Here is a 22,216-nt window from a genome sequence, read left to right on the forward strand (position 1 = left end):
TGGCAGCGCTGCGAAGCGAGGGCGCAATTAGGCGGGGACGGCGAAAGGGTCAACCCCCTAACGCCAAGAAAATTGCAATCTTTCTCAATCCGCCCAGGCGGCGTCCTCCAGATGCAGCTCTGCCGCGGGTCGGCTGCCCCAATCATCGATCTTCGCACGGCCTGCCACCCACAGGCGGCGATCACGCGGCGCCCCCAGAATCGCCTGGCCCAGTTCCGAATCGGCCTTGCGAAAGGCGATCGTTTTGATCGACCGGCCGTCATCGCCCGCCATGATCGCGCGCAAATGGCCATTGCCGACGACATCCGCCTTGATCACGCGCATCGGGCCGGCGGCGATCAGCGGCGCGGGCCAGCCCGCGCCATAGGGGCCGCCCGCCTCGATCGCGGCGACGAAGTCGGGATTGACCCCGGCTGGCGCAAGCACCGCATCGATCAGCAAAGCGCGATCGTCGCGGGCACGAGCGACGGCAGCCGACAGCCGCTCATCCAGGAAGTCGGCCAGCGCATTGACCTTGTCCGCCATCACGGTAAGCCCTGCCGCCATCGCATGACCGCCGCCCGCGACCAGCAGGCCGCTATCCTTGGCCGCCAGCACCGCCGCGCCCAGATCGACGCCGGAAATGGACCGGCCCGACCCCTTGCCCACGCCATCCTCGTCCAGCGCGACGACGATGGCGGGGCGACCGGCCCGTTCCTTGAGACGCCCGGCGACGATGCCGATGACGCCGGGATGCCAGCCGGGTCCTGCGACCAGCGCCACGGCGCGATTGCCCTGCGCCCCGAGCAATTCTTCCGCCTGTTCCTGCACGATCGATTCGATCGCGCGCCGTTCCTCGTTCAGCCGGTCCAGTTCGGCAGCGATTCGCACGGCCTCCGCCGGATCTTCGGTGGTCAGCAGCTGCACCCCCAGATCCGCCTTGCCGACGCGCCCGCCGGCATTGATGCGCGGCCCCAGCGCGAAGCCGAGATCATGGCAAAGCGGCGCGCGATTCAACCGGCTGGCATCCATCAAGGCAGCGAGGCCGATATTGCGCCGCTTGGCCATGACCTTGAGCCCCTGCGCCACGAAGGCGCGGTTGAGCCCTTTCAGCTGCGCGACGTCGGCGACGGTGCCCAGCGCGACGATATCGAGCAACTCCATGATCGCCGGTTCCGGCCGGGTCGCGAACCAGCCGCGGGCGCGCAGCGTCCGCAGCAAGGCCGCGCCCAGCAGGAAGGCCATGCCGACGGCGGCGAGATGGCCATGGATGGCGGCGTCGGCATTCTCATCCAGCCGGTTGGGATTGACCAGGGCCAGCGCCACCGGCAGCGCCGCCGCGCATTTATGATGATCGACGACGACGACATCGACCCCGGCCGCCTTCGCCATGTCGAGCGCCTCGAACGCCTGCGCGCCGCAATCGACGGTGACGATCAGCTGCGCCCCTTCGCCTGCGAGCCGCACCAGCGCCTCGCCCGAGGGGCCATAGCCCTCCATCAGCCGGTCGGGGATATAGGGCCGGGCATCCAGGCCAATGTCACGCAACAGCCGGATCAACAGCGCCGCACTGGTCGCGCCGTCGACGTCATAATCGCCGAAGATGCGCACATCCTCGCCCCGCTGGACCGCATCGGCCAGCCGCTCGGCAGCCGCATCCATGTCGCGGAACAGGCTGGGGTCGGGCATGAAATGGCGGATGGTCGGGTTGCGATGCGCCTCCACCCCGTCGGGCGGGCAGCCACGCGCCAGCAGCAGTTGCGCCACCAGATCATCGGGCTGATAACCGGGCGAACGTGCATCCGCCCCCAGGCCGCGCCAGCGCCAAGGCTGGCCAGTGATCGATCGGGCAATGTTCAGCGCAAATGTCATGAGACGGCTCTAGACCGGCCGGGGCACCGATGGAAGCACTGCACCGCCGGGCGAAATCGTCACGCAGGCGGAACCGTCGCAAGTCATTGGGCGTGTTGCCAGTTTGCCGGACATATGGGATGCCCGGTGCGAAAGGGGCATCGCAGACAGATGAAGAAGCGGCAGGCGAGATATGTTCGGCATGCGCTGGGCATGATCATGGCAGCCGCCTCTCCCCTGCCCCTGATGGCGCAGACGGTTCCGGCCAGCGCCCCCAGCACCACAGCGCCCGCCGACGAAGAACCGATCCTGCCCGACGACGAGTTCAACGCGCGCCTGCCCGGCGCCAGCAGCGTCGACGACAAGGCCAGCAATAGCGGGACCGACAGCAAGGCCGCCTTGCCCTCGATCGACGACTGGCTCGACCAGCAGATGCCGGCCCAGGGCAATGCCCAGGGCAGCGCGCCGGCCAGCGGCACGGCGCCCGCGACCGGCGCCGAACTGCCCCCCGCCACCGAACCGCCGGTCGAAACCGAACTGGCCCAGCCGCTGCCCGCGCTCGACAGCGTCACCGTGCCGGAAAATGTCGCCGATGATGACAGCGACGAAAAGACACCCGAGGTCCGCTACGCGACCCAGCTCGACGGTTTCGGCAAGACCGGTCTGGAGGATGAGTTCCGCGCCGCGTCAGCCCTGGTCGACGGCAAGGGCAAGGCCGAGACCGCATCGATGGTGCAGCAGCGCGCCCAGGCCGACGAGCAACTGGCGGTGCGGCTGTTCCATTCGGAGGGCTATTATGATGCCACCGCCCTCGCCTCGCTCGACCAGCAGCAGGATGGCACGCTGAAGGCAATCCTGTCGGTAACGCCGGGCAAGCGCTACAAGATCAACGAGATCGTCATCCATGCGCCCGAAACCATCCCGCCCGGCCTGATCCGCGACAGCCTGACCTTGAAGACCGGCGATTATATCGTCGCCACCGCTGTAGAGGCGGCAGAGGCCAATGTCGCGCTCAAGCTGCCGGAACAGGGCTATGCCTTCGCCAGGATCGGCGACCGCGACATCTTGCTCGATCCCGCGACCGTGACCGGCGACTATACGCTGCCGGTCGAGCCGGGCCCGCGCGGCACATTCCGCACCATTACCACCAGCGGCGAGAAGCAGGCGTTCGGCGCCGATCATATGGCGGTGATCGCCCGCTTCGACAAAGGCGACCTCTATGACAGCCGCAAGGTCGACGATCTGCGCAAGGCGCTGGTCGCCACCGGCCTGTTCGCCAGCGTCGCCGTCGATCCGGTCCAGACCGGCGAGCCCGGCCCGGATGGCACCGAATATGTCGACCTGCATGTCGATCAGGAAGCCGGCCCGGCCCGGCGGCTGGCCGGCGAACTGGGCTATGGCACCGGACAGGGCTTCCGCGCCGAAGGCAGCTGGACCCATCGCAACCTGTTCCCGCCCGAAGGAGCCCTGATCGCCAGCGTCATCGCCGGCACCCAGGAGCAGGGCGTATCGGGCACCTTCCGCCGGTCCAACGCGGGCAAGCGCGACAAGACCTTCCAGGCCGGCGCCGGCGTCAACCACCAGAAATATGACGCCTATGAAGCCTTCACCCTGGGCCTCAACGCCAGCTGGTCGCGCCAGTCGACGCCGATCTTCCAGAAGCGCTGGACCTATACCTATGGCGGCGAAATCCTGCTTTCGAACGAAAATACCACGATCGACGAAAGCGGCGAAAACAAGCGGCTGACCTATTTCATCGGCGCCCTGCCGGTGCAGGTCGGCTATGACCGCTCCAACGACCTGCTCAACCCCACCAGCGGCTTCCGCGCCAATCTGCGCGTGTCGCCCGAAGCGTCGTTGCAGGGCAATGTCTCGCCCTATGTCCGCGCCAGCTTCGACCTGGCCGGCTATTATCCGATTTCCGACAGTTTCGTGCTCGCGGCGCGGACCAAGATCGGCACGATCAACGGCGTCGCCCGCGACGATGTCGCCCCTTCGCGGCGCATCTATGCCGGCGGTGGCGGATCGGTGCGCGGCTATGGCTATCAGGAACTGGGGCCAAAGGACGCGAACAATGATCCGATCGGCGGCCGCTCGGTCAATGAATTTGCGGTCGAGGGCCGCTATCGCTTCGGCAATTATGGCGTCGTAGCCTTCGTCGATGCGGGCCAGGTCTATGAAAGCCAGATCCCGCAATTTTCCGACATCCGCTATGGCGTGGGCCTGGGCGGACGTTTCTACACCAATTTCGGACCCTTCCGCGCAGATATAGCCATGCCGATCAACCGCCAGCCCGGTGAATCCAAATTCGCCCTCTACATCGGCATCGGACAGGCCTTCTGATGGCGAAAGATACCCCTCCCCCCGCGCCCGAAGCGACCGAGACCGTGGTGATCCGCCAGGGCCGCCCGCTGTGGCAGAAGATCGCCATCGGCCTTGCCGGCCTGATCGTCGGGCTGGTGGTGCTGGTCGCGGGCCTGCTGCTGTTCCTCGATACCCAGCCGGGCAAGCGCTTCCTCATCAAGCAGATCGCCGCGCTCAAGATGGAATCGGGCATGGGGATCGAGGTCGGCCGGATCGAGGGATCGATCTACAGCGACATGACCATCCACGACCTGATCCTGCGCGATCCCAAGGGCGTGTTCGCGGTCAGCCCCAGGGTCCATGTCGTCTGGCGCCCGTTCCGCTATCTGCAAAATCACATCTCGGTCCAGAATCTGGAAAGCCCGCTGGTGGTGCTGGCGCGCAGCCCGCAATTCAACCAGACGCCGACCGATCCCAATGCACCGATCCTGCCCGACCTCGACATCGACGTCGACCGGATGCGGCTCGACCGTTTCCTGCTCGCCAAGCCGGTGATCGGCCAGAAGCGCGAGATCGCGATCGACAGCATCGTCCATATCGCCGACGGCCGTGCCCAGCTGTCCGCCAATGCGGTGGTCGACAGCGGCGACCGGCTACAGGCGAAGCTGGACGCGGTGCCGGCACAGAATCGCCTGGCGATGAGCGGCACGCTGACAGCGCCCAAGGGCGGCGTGATCGCGGCGATGAGCGGTCTGCCCGACGGCATGACCGCCTCGCTCGACGGCAAGGGCACCTGGCAGGCCTGGAACGGCAAGCTGATCGCCACCACGCCCAAGGGCGAACTGGCCAATATCGCGCTCGCCGCCCGCGACGGCAGCTTCACCGCCAAGGGGCCGCTGCGCCCCGGCCTCGTCTATGGCGACATTGCCGACCGGCTGACCCGGCCGCGGCTCGACGTCGACCTGTTCGCCGGCCTCAACGAACGGCGCGTCAACCTCAAGGGATCGCTGCGCTCGCCCGCCATGTCGGCCGATGCGCAGGGTCTGGTGGACCTGGGCAAGAACACATTCAGCGCGCTCAAGATCAACGCCGCGCTGCTGCAACCGGGTGCCTTCATGGACAAGGTGAAGGGCAAGGATGTCCGTGCCTCGATCATCCTCGACGGGCCGATGGCGACGCCGTTCATCGATTATGACATCAGCGCCACGTCCCTCGCCTTCGACGCCACCGGCATCGAGAATCTGAAGGCCAGCGGCCGCGCCGTGATCGATGCCGATCGCATCCGCATCCCGGTCAACGCAACGGCCAGGCGCGTCACCGGCCTCAATGCGGCGGCCGGCGGCCTGATGACCAATTTGCGGGTGAAGGGCGACTTTGCCTATGCCGGCGGCAAGCTGATCAGCGACAATCTCAAGCTCGACAGCGACAAGATCGACGCCACCGCCGTCATCCTCGCCGATCTCGACAATGCCATCTACCGCGGCGCGCTCAAGGGCCGGGTCAACGACTATCGGATCGACGGCGTCGGCATCGTCAACCTCAACACCGACGTCAAGCTGATCCCCGGTCCCAAGGGCGGCTTCGGCCTGTCGGGCATGTTCGGCGTGCGCACCGCGCGCTGGGAAAATGCCTCGGTCCGCGACTTCCTGGGCGGCAATGCGGTGATGTCCGGCCGGATCGGCATGACGCCGGAGGGCAGGTTCACCCTGGCCGGGCTCAAGGGCGCCGCGCCCAATTTCCAGATCAAGTCCGGTTCGGGCAGCTATGACACCAACGGCCAGCTCGCCTTCGACACCGAAGCCTATTCGAAACAATATGGCCCGCTGTTCCTGACCGTGCGCGGCACGGCAGACCGGCCGCAGGCAGTGCTGCGCGCGCCACGCCCCAATGTCGGCGTGCAGCTGACCGATGTCGTCGCCAAGCTGAATGGCGAACCGGCCGGCTATCGCCTCGATGCCACCGGCGGATCGCCCTATGGCCCCTTCTTCGCCAATGTCCTGATCCGCACCGCGCAAGGCCCGCTGACGATCGACGTGACCAAGGCGCGCTTCGCCGGGGTCGACATGAATGGCCGCATCCAGCAATCCAGTGCCGGCCCCTTCACCGGCCAGCTGGCGATGAACGGGTCGGGCATCACCGGCGCGGTGAAGCTCAACGCCGTGGGCAAGGTGCAGGGCGTCGACGTCAACGCGACCGCCAGCAATGCCAAGCTGCCGGGCGAGGCCGACATCGTCATCGGCCGCGCCGTCGTCACCGCCTCCATGCTGCTGAGCGACCAGCCCAAGGTGATCGCCGACGTGCAGATGGCGAATGCCGCCTATGGCGACTATGTCGTGCGCAAGGCACGGGCAAAGCTCGATTATCAGGGCGGCCGGGGCAAGGCTCAACTGGTCGCCGACGGCTCCAGCGGCGTGCCCTTCTCGGTCGCGGTCAATGCCGCGCTGCGCCCCGACCTCTATGCGGTCGCGCTGCAAGGCAGGGCCAGCAATGTCGATTTCCGCCTGAACCAGCCAGCGATCATTCGCGTCGAAAAGACCGGCTATCGGCTGGAGCCGGTCAGCCTGGCACTGCCACAGGGCAAGGTCGATCTGGCCGGCCATTTCGGCACGGACACGGCGCTGCAGGCCCGATTCAAGGATTTCGACCTCGCCATCGCCAATGTCGCCAATCCGGGCCTGGGCATCGGCGGCAAGGCGACCGGCATGGTCGATTACAGCCAGAGCGGAACCGCTTTCCCGACCGCGACCACGCGCCTGGCGATCAGCGATTTTCGCCGGTCGAGCCTGGCCGCCGTGTCCGACGCGGTGTCGATGAATGTCGAGGGTAAGCTGTCCTCCGCCGGCGGCGACATGCGCGGCCTCATCCGCAAGGGCAACAGCACGATCGGCCGCTTCGTCGCCACCATGGCCCCGCCGGGACCGGGTGACAGCTGGTCGGAACAGCTGATGGCCGCGCCGCTGGGCGGCGGCATCCGCTATGCCGGCCCCGCTGATGTGCTCTTCTCCTTCGCCGGCCTTGCCGATCAGCGGCTGAGCGGCGGTATCGCGGTCGCCGCCGATTTTGGCGGCCGCCTGACAGCACCGCAGCTCAACGGCCTGGTCCGCGCCAATGCGCTAACCTACGACAACACCAGCTTCGGCACCCGTGTCACCCAGATGAAGCTCGACGGCCGCTTCACCAACGACCGGCTCGACATTCGCGACTTTTCCGGCCGCGCCGGCAACGGCACCGTCCAGGCCAGCGGCACCGTCGGCCTGGCCGCAGACAGCGGCTTCCCGATGAACATCGCGGTCAAGATGGACCATGCCCGCCTCGCCCGCAGCGAAGCGATCACCAGCGTGGTCAGCGGCACGCTCGCCATCATCAACAGCGCGGAAAATGGCGGCCTGATTAAGGGCGACCTGTCCCTCCCCGAAACCCGCTATCGCGTCGCCTGGCAAGGCGGCACCGAGATTCGCGAATTGCAGGGCGTCCGCCGCAAGGGCGAGGGCCAGGATGTGCTGGCGCAGCGCATCGCCGACCGCAAGGCCGCTGCGGCATCGCCGACCAACTGGAAACTCGACATCCGCCTGCGCGCCGACAACCAGATCTATGTGACCGGCATGGGCCTCGATTCCGAATGGAAGACCGACATGCGCGTCACCGGCACCGCGACCAAGCCGCGCGTCAGCGGCAAGATCGAGGTGATCCGCGGCCGCTACAGCTTCTCGGGCCACCAGTTCAACCTGGATCAGGGCGTCATCACCTTCAATGGCGACATGATGAACCCGACCCTGGCGATCAAGGCGCTGACCGAAATTGACGATGTCAGCGCCGGCATCGCCGTCGCCGGCACCGCGCAACAGCCGGACATCACCTTCGTGTCGACGCCGACATTGCCGCAGGACGAGATTCTCTCGCGCATCCTGTTCGGTGACAATGTCGCCAATCTTTCCGCTACCCAGGCGATCCAGTTGGCGGCCGCGCTCAACGGCCTGCGCGGCGGCAGCGGCGGGCTCAATCCGATGGGCAAGCTGCAGGGCGCATCGGGCCTCGACCGGATCGGCATCGTCGGTGGTGACGAGGATACCGGGCGCGGCACATCGCTCGCCGTCGGCCAGCATATCTCCAACAATATCTATGTGGAGGTGGTGACGGACTCGAAGGGCTTTACCGCGACCCAGCTGGAAGTCGCCCTGTCGAAGACGCTGAGCATCCTGTCGAAGACCGGCACCAATGCGGGATCTTCCGCCGCACTTCGTTATTCCAGGGACTATTGATCCGGCGCCAGGGTGGCGCCGCCACAACAGGAGAATATGTGCCCTTCGCCCCGTCGCTCTGCCGCCCGCTCATCTGTGCCGTCGCCCTGTCTACCGCGCCCGCCGCGCTGGCGGAAACCCCGCGCGAGCTGCTGACCGCGGCGGCCTTCCAGACCAGCGACAAGGCGCGGGCGCTGAGCCTGATTGGCCAGGCCATCAGCGCGGCCGACCGCATATTGATGACCGCCCCCAATGATCATGAGGCGGTGCTACAACGCGCGGTCGCGATCGGCTATCGCGCCAAGCTGACCCGCAGCCGAGCCGATGCGCGCGCCTCGCTCGGTACCTTCGAGGCGCTTGCCGCCCGCAACCCGCGCGATGCCGAGGCGCAGATGGTGATCGCCGGCTGGCATCTCGATGCGATCGACCAGTTGGGCAGCTTCGTCGCCCGCACCGTGCTGGGCGCCAAGGAACAGGTGGGCGAAGCGGCGCTGGGCAGGGCGGTGGCGCTGGGCGGCAACCGCGCCTTCTATCCCGGCCTCGCCGCCTTGATGCGCATCCGGGCCGATCATAATGATGTCGCCGGCGCGCTGGCGCTGGCCGAACGGGCGGCCAATGCGCCTGCCCCCGCCCCGCTCGACCAGTTGATGAAGCGCAATGCCGCCGCCATCCTGCCCGCGCTGCGCGCCGGCAATGGCAAGGCCGCCGCCTCCCAGGCGCGCAAGCTGCTGCCCTTCGGCCGGCTGGCGGAATAGCGCGACATCCTCCTGAAAGATCGACAGGATGGCAATTGGCCGATTCTCCGGCCCTCCATCAGGACATATCGCCATGCGCCTCGCGATCGAAGCGACCCTCGACTATGAATTTGCCGGGCCGACCGACGTATTGATGGCGGTCGAGGCGGCGGCCATGGCCGACCAGCGCATCGTCGAACAATCGCACATCATCGACAATGCCGGGCCGCTGACCAATTTGATGGGCGGCAGCGCGATCGGCCGCCGCACCTGGACGCGCAGCGGCACCGGCCGGATGCTCAGCCGCTACAAGGCGCTAGTCGATGTCGATCGGCCGGCGCCCGATCTCTTCTTGCTCGCCCGCTCGCCCTTGCCCAGCCTGCCGCAGGATGTTCTGCCCTTCATCTGGCCCAGCCGCTATTGCGAGGCGGACCGTTTCGTCAGCTTCGTCTGCGGCCATTTCGAGGGACTGGACGGCGGTCCGCTGGTGCAGGCGCTGGTGGGCTGGGTGCATGACAATCTGCAATATGTGCCGGGCAGTTCGGACATCACCACCACCGCAGCCGACACGTTCGTCGCCCAGCGTGGCGTGTGCCGCGACTTCGCACACCTCACCGCCGCACTGATCCGATCGCGCGACATTCCCGCCCGGCTGGTCTCGGTCTATGCCGCCGATCTCGACCCGCCCGATTTCCATGCCGTGGTGGAGGTGTGGCTGGACGGCGCCTGGCATATCGTCGACGCGACAGGACTTGCGCCGATCGAGGGCATGGTGCGCATCGCCGTCGGCCGCGACGCCACCGACATCGCCTTCATGACCATCTTCGGCAGCGCCCAGATGAACGAACAGGCGATCCATGTGACGCGGGTGGAAGATCCAAGGGACGGCACGGCCCCTTGACCCCGGCCCTGCCGCCCGCCTAGCCTATACTCAGACAAATTGAGGAAGGGGATGGCATGGTCGTGCAGCTTTCAGGACGGGCTTGGGCGCGGACGCGGCGGGCGCTGCTGGCGGCGACGGCGGGCCTGCTCGCCGGCCTTGCCGGCGCATCGGCCCCGGCGGCAGCGCCCGGCGACAGCGCCGTCCTAACCGTCGACACCGGCAAGCCCGGCGCCACCATTGATCCCAATATCTATGGCCAGTTCGTCGAGCATCTGGGCCGCGGCGTCTATGAAGGCATCTGGGTCGGGCCGGACAGCCCCATCCCCAATGTGCGCGGCATCCGCAGCGACGTGGTCGCCGCGCTGAGCCAGGTGAAGGTGCCGGTGATCCGCTGGCCGGGCGGCTGCTTTGCCGATGGTTATCATTGGCGCGACGGCATCGGCCCGGCCACGCAGCGCCCCGCCGGCATCAACGCCGCCTGGGACAAGTCGGCCGAAACCAATGCGTTCGGCACTCATGAATATATGGATTTCCTGGACCAGATCGGCTCCAAAGCATTCGTATCGGTCAATGTCGGGTCGGGCAGCGTGCGCGAGGCGGACGACTGGATGCGCTACATGACCGCGCCGGCCGACAGCCAACCGGGCAAGGAACGCGCCGCCAATGGCCATGCCGCGCCCTGGACCGTGCCCTTCATCGGTGTGGGCAACGAAAGCTGGGGCTGTGGCGGCAACATGACCGCCGACACCTATGCCACCGCCTTCCGCCATTATGCCGCCTTCCTGCGCGCCTATTCGGGCGAGCGGGCGAAGCTGATCGCGGTGGGCGCGGATACCGACGATTATGAATGGACCGAAAAGGTCATGGCGCAGGCGATGAAATGGCGTCCCAACCCGACGCCGCTCGCCTACAACACCGAACGCCCGCTGATGTGGGGCCTCTCGCTCCATTTCTACAGCTTCGCCGGCAATGACTGGCGCAACAAGGGGCGCAATATCGGCTTTGGCACCGACCAATGGGCATCCGCGCTGGCCCGCGCCCATCTGACCGACGAACTGATCCGCCGCCATGCCGCGATCATGGACCGCTATGATCCGAAAAAGCAGGTGGCGATCGCGGTCGATGAATGGGGCGCCTGGTTCGACAGCGAGAAGGACGCGCCCTCGCAACTCTACCTCGAAAGCACGCTGCGCGACGCGGTGATTGCGGGGATGAGCCTCAACATCTTCAACAATCATGCCGACCGGGTGCGCATGGCCAATGTCGCGCAGATGGTGAATGTGATCCAGTCGCTGGTGCTGACACAGGGCGCAAAGATGGTGGTGACGCCGACCTGGCATGTGTTCGACCTCTACAAGGTCCATCAGAATGCGACGATGATCCCGGTCGATGTGCAGGCGCCCGACTATGTCGAGGGCGCGGTGCGGCTGCCGGGGCTCAGCGTGTCGGCGTCGAAGGATGCAGCGGGCGCGCTGCACCTCAGCATCGTCAATCTCGACCCCGCCGCCGCCCGGCCGGTGCGCATCGACCTGAAGGGCGGCGCTTGGCGCAAGGCCAGCGCCCGGACACTGACCGCCGCGACCATCGACACCCGCATCCGTTTCGAGGGCGCCGATCCCTTCGTGCCCGGCCCGCTGCCGGCACGGCTGGCACAGGGCCAGGTGGCGCTGACCCTGCCGTCCAAATCGGTGACATTGGTGACGGTGGAGTAAGGACGCCTAGCCCCTTACTCCATCCACCTCCGGAGCCTTACCCCTCGGCCGCCTTCAGCCGCGCGGCCGCATCGTCGAACGCCGCCCAGCTGATCTGGGCCAGGCTGGCGCCGATGCTGCAACGGCGCACGCCCAGCGCCGCCAGCGCGGCGATCCCGGCCGCGTCATAGTCATGGATGACGACATTGACCGGCCTGGGCGCGACCGCCGCGATCAGTTCGGCGACGGCGCCATGGTCCAGCAGGAAAGGCACGAACAGGCAGTCGGCCCCCGCCTCCGCATAGGCGACGGCGCGGGCGATGCTCTCGCTCGGCGTCATGCCGGGCACGCGGAAATTCTCGCTGCGTCCGACCAGCATCAGCGCCGGATCGACCCGGTCGATCGCCTCGCGCGCGGCCGCGATCCGCTCCACCGCCAGCGGCAGGTCATATAGCGCGCTGCCCGACCAGTCCTCGATCGACAGGGCCGCGATGCCGGTCTGCGCCGCCAGCGTCACATTGGCGGCGACATCCTCGGGCGCATCGGCAAAGCCATTTTCGAAATCGGCATTGACCGGCAGGTCGGTCGCCGCGACCAGCATCTCCAGATGCGCCAGCACCGCGTCGCGGCCCAGTTCGCCATCATCCTTGCCCGCCGCCCAGGCCGCGCCGGCACTGGTCGACGCGATCGCGCGAAAGCCCTTCTTCGCCAGCCGCACCGCGCTGCCCGCGTCCCAGGCATTGGGCAGCAGGAAGAAGCCATCCTGATGCAGGGCACGGAAATCGGTGCGTTTGCGGGCGGTGTCGGTCATTGGGAAATCCTTCTTTGTCCTCTGGATTGGCAAGCGGATTGACACGGGAAGCCAATGGCGTGAAATAAGAACATATCAGGAACAAATGCAATGAGCGAGTCGATCAACAGCCTCGCCGCATTGAAGCGGCATATCGCGGCGCTGGACCGGACGCCAGCGCCGACGGTCGGCTGTGCCCGGCTTGCGACCGGTCATGCCGGGCTCGACGCGGCGCTCGACGGCGGCCTTCTGCGCGGGCGCGTGCATGAACTGTTCGGCGCGGCGGAGGAGGAAGGGGCGGCGGCCGGTCTGGCGCTGATCCTCGCCCGGCTGGCGGCGGATGAGGCGCCCCTGCTCTGGCTGCGCACCACCGCATCGGCCAAAGCGGGCGGATCACCCTATGGCCCCGGCCTCGCGGCGCTGGGGCTGAACCCGGCCCGCTTGCTGATCGGGCTGATGGCCGATGATGCGATGCTGTTGCGCGCGGCGGTGGAGGGTCTGCGCTGCCCCGCGCTCGGCGCGCTGCTGATCGAATTGCGCGGGCGCGCGCCGCTGCTCGACCTCACCGCCAGCCGGCGACTGGCGCTGGCGGCCGAACAATCGGGCGTGACCGGCTTCCTGCTGCGGGTCGGCGGCGATCCAGTGCCCAGCGCCGCGGAAACCCGCTGGCAGGTGGCGGCCGCCCCGTCCGATCCGCTGCCCGGCAATGCGCCCGGGCACAGCGCCTTCGCCCTCAGCCTGCTGCGGCGACGGGCGGGGCCGGACGGGCTGGCCTGGCGGCTGATGTGGGATGGCGAGAAGGGGGCTTTTGGAGACGGACGGCATGAACGCCATGAGCATGGACAGGACGGACAGCAGGGCGGCGCGCCGCTATCTGGCGCTCTGGTTCCCCTTCCTGCCGATCGATCGGCTGCGGATCGCGCGGCCTGATCTCTGGGCTGCACAGGGCGATGCGCCCGCGGTAGTGGTGGAAAATGTCCGCGGCGCGATGCGGCTCGCGACACTGGATGCCGATGCGCTGGCGGCGGGCCTGACCCCGGGCATGACGCTGGCCGATGCGCGCGCCCGCGAGCCGGAACTGCGCGTGTTCGAGGCCGATCCCCATGGCGACCAGGACTGGCTGGAGCGACTGTGCGATGGCTGCGCCCGCTACACCCCCAATGCCGCGCTCGATTCCGGCCATGGCCTGATGCTCGACATCAGCGGCTGCGCCCATCTGTGGCATGGCGAGGCGGAACTGGCGCAGGCTGCGACCGACCGGCTGGAACGGCATGGCATGCGCGTGCGCCACGCCATCGCCGCATCGCCCGAGGCGGCCCATGCGCTCGCCCGTTTCCCCGCCGCCCCCGCGCCGGACGAGGATGCGGCGGTGCGCCGCCTGCCGGTCGAGGCGTTGGAGCTGGAGGCGGAGAGCGCGGTGGCGTTGCGCCGGGCGGGGCTGCGCACCGTCGGCGATCTCGCCGCGCGCCCGGCCGCCGCGCTCGCCGCCCGCTTCGGCGAGGAGGCGGTCGACGCGCTCCATGCGCTGCTGGGTCTGGGCCACCGCCCGCTTGCCCCGCGCCGCCCGCGCCCCGCGATCCGGGTCGAACGGCGCTTTGCTGAACCGATGGGCAGCAGCGCCCATGCTGTGAAAGTCGTGGCGGAAATGGCAGCGGAAGCGGGCGAACAACTGACCGAGCGCGGCCAGGGCGGCCGCCGGTTCGAGGCGGTCTTCTTCCGCAGCGACGGCCTCGCCTTCCCGATCCGGGTCGAAACCAGCCTGCCGATCCGCGATGCGCCGGCGATCATGCGGCTGTTCCAGGAACGGATCGACAGCCTGTCCGACCCGCTCGATCCCGGCTTCGGCTTCGACATGCTGCGCCTCACCGTGCCGCGCGCCGACCCGATGGCGCCGACCCAGCTCGCGCTCGAAGGGGGCGAGGCGCGCAAGAGCGAGGGCGTGGAGGCGCTTGTCGATCGCCTGTCGATCCGTGCCGGGCGCGCCCGCATCCAGCGGCTGGAACCACGCGACAGCCATATTCCCGAACAGGCGCAGCTGGCGCTGCCGGCGGTCGAACATCGCACGCCCGAAGGCTGGGCGCCGGTCGGCGAGCCCGGCGACCCGCCGATGCGCCCGCTCCATCTGTTCGATCCGCCCCAGCCGATCGATGTGATCGCGGACGTGCCCGATGGCCCACCCCATCGCTTTCGCTGGCGCCGTACCCTGCACGAAGTCACCCGGTTCGAGGGGCCGGAGCGGATCGCACCGCAATGGTGGCAGGCCAGGGACGGCGCGATCGAGGGCGAAAGCACCGGCCGCACCCGCGACTATTACCGGATCGAGGATGCACGCGGCCGCCGCTACTGGATCTTCCGCCATGGCCTTTATGGTGCGGAGACGGTCCATCCCGGCTGGTATATCCACGGCCTGTTCGCATGATCGGCCGGCGCCCGCCGCCCGATCCCGCCAGGCCGCGATCGATCGACCGGCGCGAACTCAATGCGATCGAAGCAGCGCGAGAAAAAACGAAACCCGCCCCGCCGAGCCCGGCACCGGCTGAACCGCCCTTTGCCGAACTGGTCGCCGCCACCAATTTCTCCTTCCTGCGAGGCGCCTCCCACCCCAGCGACATGGTGGAACGCGCCATGGCATTGGGTCTCACCGGCATCGGCATTGCCGACCGCAACAGCGTCGCCGGCGTGGTCCGCGCCCATGTCGCTCTCAAAAAGGCCCCGGAAAAGGCGCGCGCCGCACTGATGAAGGCCAGGGAAGCGGCCGGCCTGCCGCTTATACTCAGCCCGGAGGAGGAACAGGGTTGCGAGAACGATCTGCGCCTGGCGGTCGGCGCCCGGCTGGTGTTCGTCGATGGCACCCCCGACATCATCGCCTATCCGCGCACCCGGCGCGGCTGGGGCGAACTCACCAAATTGCTGACGGTCGGCAATCTCCGCTCGATCAAGGGCGACTGCATCCTGCGCTATGAGGATCTGACCGGCCATCTCGACGAATTGCAACTGATCGTCCTGCCCTATGCCAGCGCAACCGAGCAGCAGGCGCATCGCCATCCGGTCGATTATGATTTTGCGGATCGGCCGCCCGGCGAGGCGGTCCGCCAGAAGCATCTAAGCCTGGTCCCGCCGCCGCGCCCGACCGAACTGGAAGCCCTGCTGCTGCGCCTCCATCGCCTGGCGCCCGGTCGTATCTGGCTGGGCGCAGCGCTGCGTCGCGACGGGCGCGATGCGCGGCGGCTGGCCGGTTTCACCGATCTGGCGGCGCGGACCGGCGTGCCGCTGCTGGCGACGATGGACGCCCTCTACGCCTGTCCCGAGCAGCGACCGCTGCAGGATGTGCTGAGCTGCATTCGCGAGGGAACGACCATCGCCAGGACAGGCAAGAAACTGGAAGCCAATGCCGAGCGCCATATCCATGCCCCGGCCGCGATCGCCCATCTGTTCCGAACCTGTCCGCAGGCGGTGGCCGAAACGATCCGCTTCCTCTCCACCATCCGCTTCACCCTGGACCAACTGCGCTACGAATATCCGCACGAGCCGGTGCCGGAGGGCTGGAGCGCGCAGCAATGGCTGGAAGAACTGACCGTCAGCGCCGCCCATGCCCGCTATGGCCCGGTCATCCCCCACAAGGTGCGCACGCTGATGGACGAGGAGTTCAAGCTGATCGGCGAGCGCAACTATGCCTATTATTTCCTGACCGTACACGACATCGTCGCCTTCGCGCGCAGCAAGGGCATATTGTGCCAGGGGCGCGGATCGGCGGCCAATTCGATGGTCTGCTTCCTGCTCGGCGTGACCTCGGTCGATCCGCAGCAGCATGACCTGCTCTTTTCCCGCTTCGTGTCGGAAGAGCGGGACGAACCACCCGACATCGACGTCGATTTCGAACATGAGCGGCGCGAGGAGGTGATGCAATATATCTATGAGCGCTATGGCCGCCATCGCGCGGGCATCGCCGCGACCGTGATCCATTATCGCTCGCGCAGCGCCGTGCGCGAGGTCGCCAAGGTGTTGGGCCTCAGCGAAGATGTCGCGACCCGCCTCTCCAGCACTGTCTGGGGCAGCTATTCGGGCGATGTCGGCGACCAGCGCATCATCGAAGCCGGCTTCGCGCTCGACAATCCCCAGATCATGCAGTTGCGCGCGCTGATCGGCCAGTTGCTGGACGCCCCCTTCCCTCGTCACCTGTCCCAGCATGTCGGCGGTTTCGTGCTGACCCAGAACCGGCTCGACGAGACAGTGCCGCTCCATCATGCGGCGATGGCGGATCGCAGCTTCATCGAATGGGACAAGGATGACATTGACGCGCTTGGCCTGATGAAGGTCGACATATTGGCGCTTGGCATGCTGACCTGCATCCGCAAGGCATTCGATCTGATGCGCGGCCAAGGGCTGGGCGACCATCGCCTGACCGTCGACCTCAACTCCAGCGACCCGGCCGTCTATGACATGCTCTGCAAGGGCGAGAGCATCGGCGTGTTCCAGGTCGAAAGCCGGGCGCAGATCAACATGCTGCCACGTCTCAGGCCCCGCACCCTCTATGACCTGACGGTGCAGGTGGCGATCGTGCGGCCCGGCCCGATCGAGGGCGACATGGTCCATCCCTATCTGCGTCGTCGCTGCGGCGAGGAGGCAGTGACCTATCCCTCGCCCGGCCCGCAACATGGTCCAGCCGACGAACTCAAGAGCCTGCTCGGCAAGACCTATGGCGTGCCCCTGTTCCAGGAGCAGGCGATGAAACTTGCCATTACGGCCGCCGAATTTTCCAATGTTGAAGCCAACCAGCTCCGCCGCGCGATGGCGACCTTTCGCAATGTCGGCACCATCCATCATTTCCGCGAGAAGATGATCAACGGCATGACCGCGCGCGGCTATGAGGCGGAATTTGCCGCGCGCTGCTTCAAGCAGATCGAGGGTTTCGGCAGCTATGGCTTTCCCGAAAGCCATGCCCTGTCCTTCGCCCGGCTGGTCTATGTCTCGGCCTGGATCAAATGCCACCAGCCCGCCATTTTCGCCTGCGCCCTGCTCAATTCCCAGCCGATGGGCTTCTATGCCCCGGCCCAGCTGGTCCGCGACGCGCGCGAGCATGGCGTCGCCATCCATGATGTCGACGTCAATATGAGCGACTGGGACAATGGCCTGGAACCGCTGTTGCGCAGCCGTCGCGCAGACAAGGGCGAAGGAACCGGCCGGGCGCTGGCGCTGCGCCTCGGCCTGCGTCAGGTCGATGGCTTCCGCGAACAATGGGCAACCCAAATGGTGGACGCGCGGGCGACGGGCGGCCTCTTCACCAGTATCGAGGATATGGCCCGGCGCGCCGGCCTCCCCGCGCGGGCGCTGCGGCTGCTGGCCGATGCCGATGCCTGCCGCTCGCTGGGACAGGACCGGCGCACCGCTCTATGGGAAGCGCGGCGCACCCCGTCGGACGAACTGCCCCTGTTCGCCGCCGCCCGTCGGCACGATCGCGCCGCCCGCGAACTGGGGGAGGAGGCGGATGCGATGCTGCCCGCCATGCCGCTCGCCGAACAGGTGATGGACGATTATGCGGTGACCCGCCTCTCGCTCAAGGGCCATCCGATGCAGTTTCTGCGCCCGATGTTCGCGGCCGAAGGGGTGCTGAGCTGTGCCCAGACCAGCGCGGCGAAGAATGGCGCGCGCGTCCGCACCGCTGGCGTGGTGCTGGTGCGCCAGCGGCCGGGCAAGGGCAATGCCGTCTTCATCACCATCGAGGATGAGACCGGCATCACCAATATCCTGCTCTGGGCGCGCCTGTTCGAGCTGCAGCGCCGCCCGGTCATGGCCAGCCGGCTGATGCTGGTCGAGGGCGAGGTGCAGCGCAGCAAGGAGGGCGTCGTCCATTTGATGGCCAGCCGCATCCACGACCGCACCGCCGACCTCAACCGATTGTCACAATCCGAACTGCCAGCGCAGAGCGCACCAGCCGCCGCCCGCCATCCCCGCGACGTGCGCATCCTGCCCAAGTCCCGCGATTTCCACTGACGGCCGGAGCGACGGCCTGCGATCATCGGGAGATTTGGAAGCGGGGATGAAGCCGCTTTCGGCACTGCTCCTATTCGGCTTTCCGCCCAAACCTCCTGACCGGCGTAGCCTTCCAGAAAGGGCGCCACGCCCGGCCCTTGTTCACATCGGACATTTGCCGGGAGTTATCATCCCGCCTTGCAGAGAATCAATGTTCCCAACCGAGCCGGTCGGGCAGCGGCATGACTGCGCCGTCGATCAGCAGCGTAAGGCCCGCCCCTTCTGCCAGACGGCCGATCGGGATAGCGCGCACCGGCGGAGACACGCCGGGGGGCAGCGCGAAGAGCAGTTCATAGTCGTCGCCGGCACGGGCAGCGGCGAGTTGGGTCGCGGTGCTGGCGCCGCGCACGCTTTCGAGCGCGGGGGAGAGAGGGATATGATCGATGGTGACGGCAAGGTTGCTGGCCGCCCCCATACGCGCGGCGTCGATCAACAACCCGTCCGACAGGTCCATCATCGCGGTCGCGACCCGGGCGAGCAAGGCGCCCTCCGCAAGACGCGGGCGCGGGCGGCGATAGGCGGCGACCAGCGGGCCGGATGCGGCGGGATCGGCGCGGGCAAGGTCGAGGCCGATGCCGGCATCGCCGACGGGTCCGGTGACATAGAGCCGGTCGCCGGCGCGCGCGCCGGCGCGATTGGGCACCGGATCGCTCGTCGCCTCGCCAATGGCGGTCAGGCTGTAACTGCGCGGCGCCCCCGTCGGCATGCTGACCGTATCGCCGCCGAGCAGCGGCATCGCGTGGCGCTCCAGAGCTTCGCCCAAACCTTCGAGGAAAGCGGCGTCCCAGGCGTCGTCGCCCGACAGGCTGTAGTTGAGCAGGCAGCCAACGGGTCTGGCGCCTTTGGCGGCCAGGTCCGACAAATTCACCGCCGCCAGTTTCCAGCCGATATCAGCCGGCGGATCGGTGGGAAGATAATGGACACGCTCGACCATCGTGTCACTGGTGAGGATGAGGCGCGTGTTGCCGACCGGCAGCACGGCAACATCATCCTGCAGTCCCTGCGCGGCGGGATCATGGGCGAGAAGGCGCAGGAGAGTGAGAAAGCGGGATTCGGCGGACATGATGCAATCTCTATCCCAGCATCCGCTTCAACAAAAATCATCCGTCATCCTCGCGGATGCGGGGATCATTCGGCGCTACAGTCAATCCGGAACGCAGAAACGGATCCCGGATCAAGTCCGGGATGACGTCAATTATATGCCGAGGTACCGCCTACGGCTTAGTTACGTGCGTCCTTGGCGACGGCATCGAGCAGGCCGTTGACGAAGCCAGCCTCGCGCTTGTCGTAGAAGGCGTGGGCGACATCGACATATTCACTGATGACGGTGCCGGTCGCGACATCCTTGCGGGCGAGCAATTCATAGGCGCCCGCGCGCAGAATCTGGCGCATCGGCTTGTCGAGGCGGTCAAGGGTCCAGCCGCTCGACAGGCGGGCGGCGATCAGCCCGTCAATTTCGGCGCGGCGGCGATCGACGCCCGACACGACATCGTCGAAGAAATTCTGTTCGGCCTCGACATAGGTCACGTCCTCGATCGTCGCGCCCAGGCGATGTTCGTGGAATTCGTGCAGCAGCAGATGGAGCGGCGTGCCCTCCATTTCGAGCTGGTAAAGCGCCTGGACCGCAGCGAGGCGCGCGGCGGAGCGGGATTTGGAACGTTCGGTCATATCAATCTGTCCATAACCGTTCGGGCCGGGCTTGTCGAAGCCCATGACCAAACGCAGTGAGATGTCCGCCCTTCGACTGCGTCCAGGGCGCATGGAATTTCTAGAGCCGCAGCGCGACCGATGCCGCGTGCGCGGGCAGGCCTTCCGCCTCCGCGAGGGCAACGGCAGCGGGACCGATCGCGCGGATCGCTTCGGGCGTGAGACCCAGGAAGCTGGTGCGCTTCATGAAATCGAGCACCGAGAGGCCCGAGGAGAAGCGCGCGCGACGGCCGGTCGGCAGCACATGATTGGGGCCGGCGACATAATCGCCGACCGCCTCCGGCGTCATGCGGCCGAGGAAGACGGAGCCGGCATGGCGGACCTGCGCGAAATAGCGGTCGGGATCGTCCACTGCCAGTTCGAGATGTTCGGGCGCGAGCCGATCGACCAGCGGCATCGCTTCGTCCAGGTCGCGGACCAGGATGATCGCGCCGTTGGCCGCCCAGCTGGTGGTGGCGACGGCCTGCGTCGACAGCAGCGGCAGGCGGCGCATGACTGCCTGTTCGACGGCATCGGCGAAGGCGGCATCGTCGGTGAAGAGGATCGATTGGCTGGTCGGGTCATGTTCCGACTGGCTCAAGAGATCGGCGGCGATCCAGTCGGCGTCATTCTGGTCATCGGCGACGACGACGATTTCGGACGGGCCGGCAACCATGTCGATACCGACCACGCCGTAAAGCTGGCGCTTGGCTTCGGCGACCCAGGCATTGCCGGGGCCGGTGATGACGTCGACCGGCTTGATGCGATCGGTGCCATAGGCGAGCGAAGCGACGGCCTGTGCCCCGCCGACGCGCCAGATTTCCTCGATCCCCGCAATCTGTGCGGCGGCCAACACCAGCGGGTTGATCTCGCCCTTGGGCGTCGGCGTCACCATGGCGATGCGCTGCACGCCCGCGACCTTGGCTGGGATGACATTCATCAGCAGCGAGCTGGGATAGGCGGCGCGGCCACCCGGCACGTAAAGGCCGGCAGCATCCACGGCGGTCCAGCGCGCGCCGAGGCGCACACCGGCGGCATCAATGCCGTCGCTGTCCACCGGCTTCTGCTTTTCATGATAGGCGGTGATGCGTGCAGCGGCGAGTTCGAGCGCGTCGCGCAATTCACTCGACAGGCCATCGAGCGCGGCACGACAATCGGCCGGGTCGACCGCCCAGCCGCTGACGTTCAGGTCATGATGGTCGAAGCGGCGGGTATAGTCGGCCAGCGCCGTATCGCCATGGGCGCGCACCGCCTTCAGGATGGCGCTGACGTCGCGCGAGACATCCTCGTCCGCCTCGCGCCGAGCGTCGACCAGAGCGGTGAAATCGGCCGCGAAGCCGGCAGCCTTGCTGTCGAGCCTAAGCGGCATCGCGCACCTCCACGGCCTTGCGGAAAGCCTCCACCAGGGTGGTCAGATCAGCCGAGCGCATCTTGTAGGCGGCGCGATTGACGATCAGCCGCGCCGACACCGGCATGATGATCGCGGTTTCAACCAGACCATTGGCCTTGAGCGTGGCGCCCGAGGACACAAGGTCGACAATGCGGCGCGACAGGCCGAGCGAGGGCGCCAGTTCCATCGCGCCATTGAGCTTCACGCATTCGGCCTGCAGCCCGCGCGCCTCATAATATTTGCGGGTGAGGTGCGGATATTTGGTGGCGACGCGGACATGGCTCATCGCCGCCTGATCCTCGTCCCCCGCATCCGCCGGTTCGGCGACCGACAGGCGGCAATGGCCGATATTGAGGTCAACCGGGGCGTAGAGTTCGGAATAATCGAACTCGTCGACCACGTCAGAACCGACGATACCGATCTGGGCTGCGCCATGGGCGACGAAGGTCGCCACGTCGAAGGCGCGCACGCGAATGATCGACACGTCGGGCCGGTTGGTAGCAAAGCGCAGCGCCCGGCTCTTCTTGTCATGGAATTCCGCCTCCGGTTCGATACCGGCTTTGGCGAGCAGGGGCAGCGCCTCTTCGAGGATGCGCCCCTTGGGGATGGCGAAGGTGATCGGGCGAGTCATGACCGGCGG

General features: G+C 67.2%; 14 protein-coding genes. 8 read left to right on the forward strand and 6 right to left on the reverse strand.

All coding sequences use genetic code 11. From position 1 onward, the window contains the following. Positions 1 to 84 precede the first annotated feature (84 nt). Positions 85 to 1,851, reverse strand: coding sequence for a single-stranded-DNA-specific exonuclease RecJ (gene recJ / locus GGQ90_RS19650; RefSeq protein WP_188083593.1), 1,767 nt, complete (start codon positions 1,849 to 1,851; stop codon positions 85 to 87). Between the two features lie 150 nt (positions 1,852 to 2,001). Here recJ and GGQ90_RS19655 point away from each other — a divergent pair, with 150 nt between their 5' ends. The 5 genes from GGQ90_RS19655 to GGQ90_RS19675 all read left to right on the forward strand — a co-directional run bounded on the left by GGQ90_RS19655 (position 2,002) and on the right by GGQ90_RS19675 (position 11,701). Continuing rightward, positions 2,002 to 4,173: an autotransporter assembly complex protein TamA gene (locus GGQ90_RS19655; protein WP_188083594.1), complete on the forward strand. Its 2,172-nt coding sequence runs from the start codon at positions 2,002 to 2,004 to the stop codon at positions 4,171 to 4,173. After that, on the forward strand, positions 4,173 to 8,393 hold the full coding sequence (locus GGQ90_RS19660; RefSeq protein ID WP_188083595.1) for a translocation/assembly module TamB domain-containing protein: 4,221 nt from the start codon (positions 4,173 to 4,175) through the stop codon (positions 8,391 to 8,393). Before GGQ90_RS19655 ends, GGQ90_RS19660 begins: the two co-directional genes overlap by 1 nt. Before the next feature lie 38 nt (positions 8,394 to 8,431). Beyond that, positions 8,432 to 9,127, forward strand: coding sequence for a hypothetical protein (locus GGQ90_RS19665; RefSeq protein WP_188083596.1), 696 nt, complete (start codon positions 8,432 to 8,434; stop codon positions 9,125 to 9,127). Between the two features lie 73 nt (positions 9,128 to 9,200). After that, positions 9,201 to 10,007, forward strand: coding sequence for a transglutaminase-like domain-containing protein (locus tag GGQ90_RS19670; RefSeq protein ID WP_188083597.1), 807 nt, complete (start codon positions 9,201 to 9,203; stop codon positions 10,005 to 10,007). A gap of 56 nt (positions 10,008 to 10,063) precedes the next feature. Further along, complete coding sequence (locus GGQ90_RS19675) at positions 10,064 to 11,701, forward strand: alpha-N-arabinofuranosidase (RefSeq protein ID WP_188083598.1); 1,638 nt, start codon at positions 10,064 to 10,066, stop codon at positions 11,699 to 11,701. 37 nt (positions 11,702 to 11,738) lie between these two features. Here the strand turns inward: GGQ90_RS19675 and GGQ90_RS19680 are convergent, their stop codons facing one another. After that, a complete protein-coding gene (locus tag GGQ90_RS19680) occupies positions 11,739 to 12,491 on the reverse strand; it encodes an isocitrate lyase/PEP mutase family protein (RefSeq protein WP_188083599.1) in 753 nt (250 codons plus the stop codon). A 90-nt stretch (positions 12,492 to 12,581) separates the two neighbouring features. Between GGQ90_RS19680 and GGQ90_RS19685 the strand changes: the two genes are divergently transcribed. From GGQ90_RS19685 to GGQ90_RS19695, 3 genes are read left to right on the forward strand one after another with little or no spacing between them, the layout of a single operon-like run. After that, the gene (locus tag GGQ90_RS19685) at positions 12,582 to 13,400 is read left to right on the forward strand and encodes an ImuA family protein (RefSeq protein ID WP_188083600.1); all 819 of its coding nucleotides are present in this window, start codon (positions 12,582 to 12,584) and stop codon (positions 13,398 to 13,400) included. Beyond that, positions 13,294 to 14,889, forward strand: coding sequence for a Y-family DNA polymerase (locus tag GGQ90_RS19690; RefSeq protein WP_246428332.1), 1,596 nt, complete (start codon positions 13,294 to 13,296; stop codon positions 14,887 to 14,889). The genes GGQ90_RS19685 and GGQ90_RS19690 overlap by 107 nt, the downstream gene beginning before the upstream one ends. Continuing rightward, positions 14,886 to 18,461, forward strand: a complete 3,576-nt coding sequence (locus GGQ90_RS19695; RefSeq protein WP_188083601.1) for an error-prone DNA polymerase — start codon at positions 14,886 to 14,888, stop codon at positions 18,459 to 18,461. Before GGQ90_RS19690 ends, GGQ90_RS19695 begins: the two co-directional genes overlap by 4 nt. A 187-nt stretch (positions 18,462 to 18,648) precedes the next feature. On the opposite strand, the gene thiL is transcribed toward GGQ90_RS19695, so the two are convergent. The 4 genes from thiL to hisG form a co-directional block, all read right to left on the reverse strand. Further along, positions 18,649 to 19,563, reverse strand: a complete 915-nt coding sequence (gene thiL / locus GGQ90_RS19700; RefSeq protein WP_188083602.1) for a thiamine-phosphate kinase — start codon at positions 19,561 to 19,563, stop codon at positions 18,649 to 18,651. 158 nt (positions 19,564 to 19,721) lie between these two features. Next, positions 19,722 to 20,168 carry a transcription antitermination factor NusB gene (nusB, locus tag GGQ90_RS19705; RefSeq protein ID WP_188083603.1) on the reverse strand — a complete coding sequence of 149 codons (447 nt, stop codon included), beginning with the start codon at positions 20,166 to 20,168 and terminating at the stop codon, positions 19,722 to 19,724. Between the two features lie 100 nt (positions 20,169 to 20,268). After that, complete coding sequence (gene hisD, locus GGQ90_RS19710) at positions 20,269 to 21,555, reverse strand: histidinol dehydrogenase (RefSeq protein ID WP_188083604.1); 1,287 nt, start codon at positions 21,553 to 21,555, stop codon at positions 20,269 to 20,271. Beyond that, positions 21,545 to 22,207, reverse strand: a complete 663-nt coding sequence (gene hisG / locus GGQ90_RS19715) for an ATP phosphoribosyltransferase (RefSeq protein ID WP_004208839.1) — start codon at positions 22,205 to 22,207, stop codon at positions 21,545 to 21,547. The genes hisD and hisG overlap by 11 nt, the downstream gene beginning before the upstream one ends. Between the last annotated feature and the right edge of the window lie 9 nt (positions 22,208 to 22,216).

The organism is Sphingobium scionense (assembly GCF_014197035.1).
GTDB classification, from domain to species: domain Bacteria; phylum Pseudomonadota; class Alphaproteobacteria; order Sphingomonadales; family Sphingomonadaceae; genus Sphingobium; species Sphingobium scionense.

Bases quoted from the DNA above. Each gene is read 5' to 3' on its own strand.
- recJ (WP_188083593.1), bottom strand. From the start codon at position 1,851: ATGACATTTGCGCTGAACATTGCCCGATCGATCACTGGCCAGCCTTGG.
- GGQ90_RS19655 (WP_188083594.1), top strand. From the start codon at position 2,002: ATGAAGAAGCGGCAGGCGAGATATGTTCGGCATGCGCTGGGCATGATC.
- GGQ90_RS19660 (WP_188083595.1), top strand. From the start codon at position 4,173: ATGGCGAAAGATACCCCTCCCCCCGCGCCCGAAGCGACCGAGACCGTG.
- GGQ90_RS19670 (WP_188083597.1), top strand. From the start codon at position 9,201: ATGCGCCTCGCGATCGAAGCGACCCTCGACTATGAATTTGCCGGGCCG.
- GGQ90_RS19675 (WP_188083598.1), top strand. From the start codon at position 10,064: ATGGTCGTGCAGCTTTCAGGACGGGCTTGGGCGCGGACGCGGCGGGCG.
- GGQ90_RS19680 (WP_188083599.1), bottom strand. From the start codon at position 12,491: ATGACCGACACCGCCCGCAAACGCACCGATTTCCGTGCCCTGCATCAG.
- GGQ90_RS19685 (WP_188083600.1), top strand. From the start codon at position 12,582: ATGAGCGAGTCGATCAACAGCCTCGCCGCATTGAAGCGGCATATCGCG.
- GGQ90_RS19690 (WP_246428332.1), top strand. From the start codon at position 13,294: ATGAACGCCATGAGCATGGACAGGACGGACAGCAGGGCGGCGCGCCGC.
- GGQ90_RS19695 (WP_188083601.1), top strand. From the start codon at position 14,886: ATGATCGGCCGGCGCCCGCCGCCCGATCCCGCCAGGCCGCGATCGATC.
- thiL (WP_188083602.1), bottom strand. From the start codon at position 19,563: ATGTCCGCCGAATCCCGCTTTCTCACTCTCCTGCGCCTTCTCGCCCAT.
- nusB (WP_188083603.1), bottom strand. From the start codon at position 20,168: ATGACCGAACGTTCCAAATCCCGCTCCGCCGCGCGCCTCGCTGCGGTC.
- hisD (WP_188083604.1), bottom strand. From the start codon at position 21,555: ATGCCGCTTAGGCTCGACAGCAAGGCTGCCGGCTTCGCGGCCGATTTC.
- hisG (WP_004208839.1), bottom strand. From the start codon at position 22,207: ATGACTCGCCCGATCACCTTCGCCATCCCCAAGGGGCGCATCCTCGAA.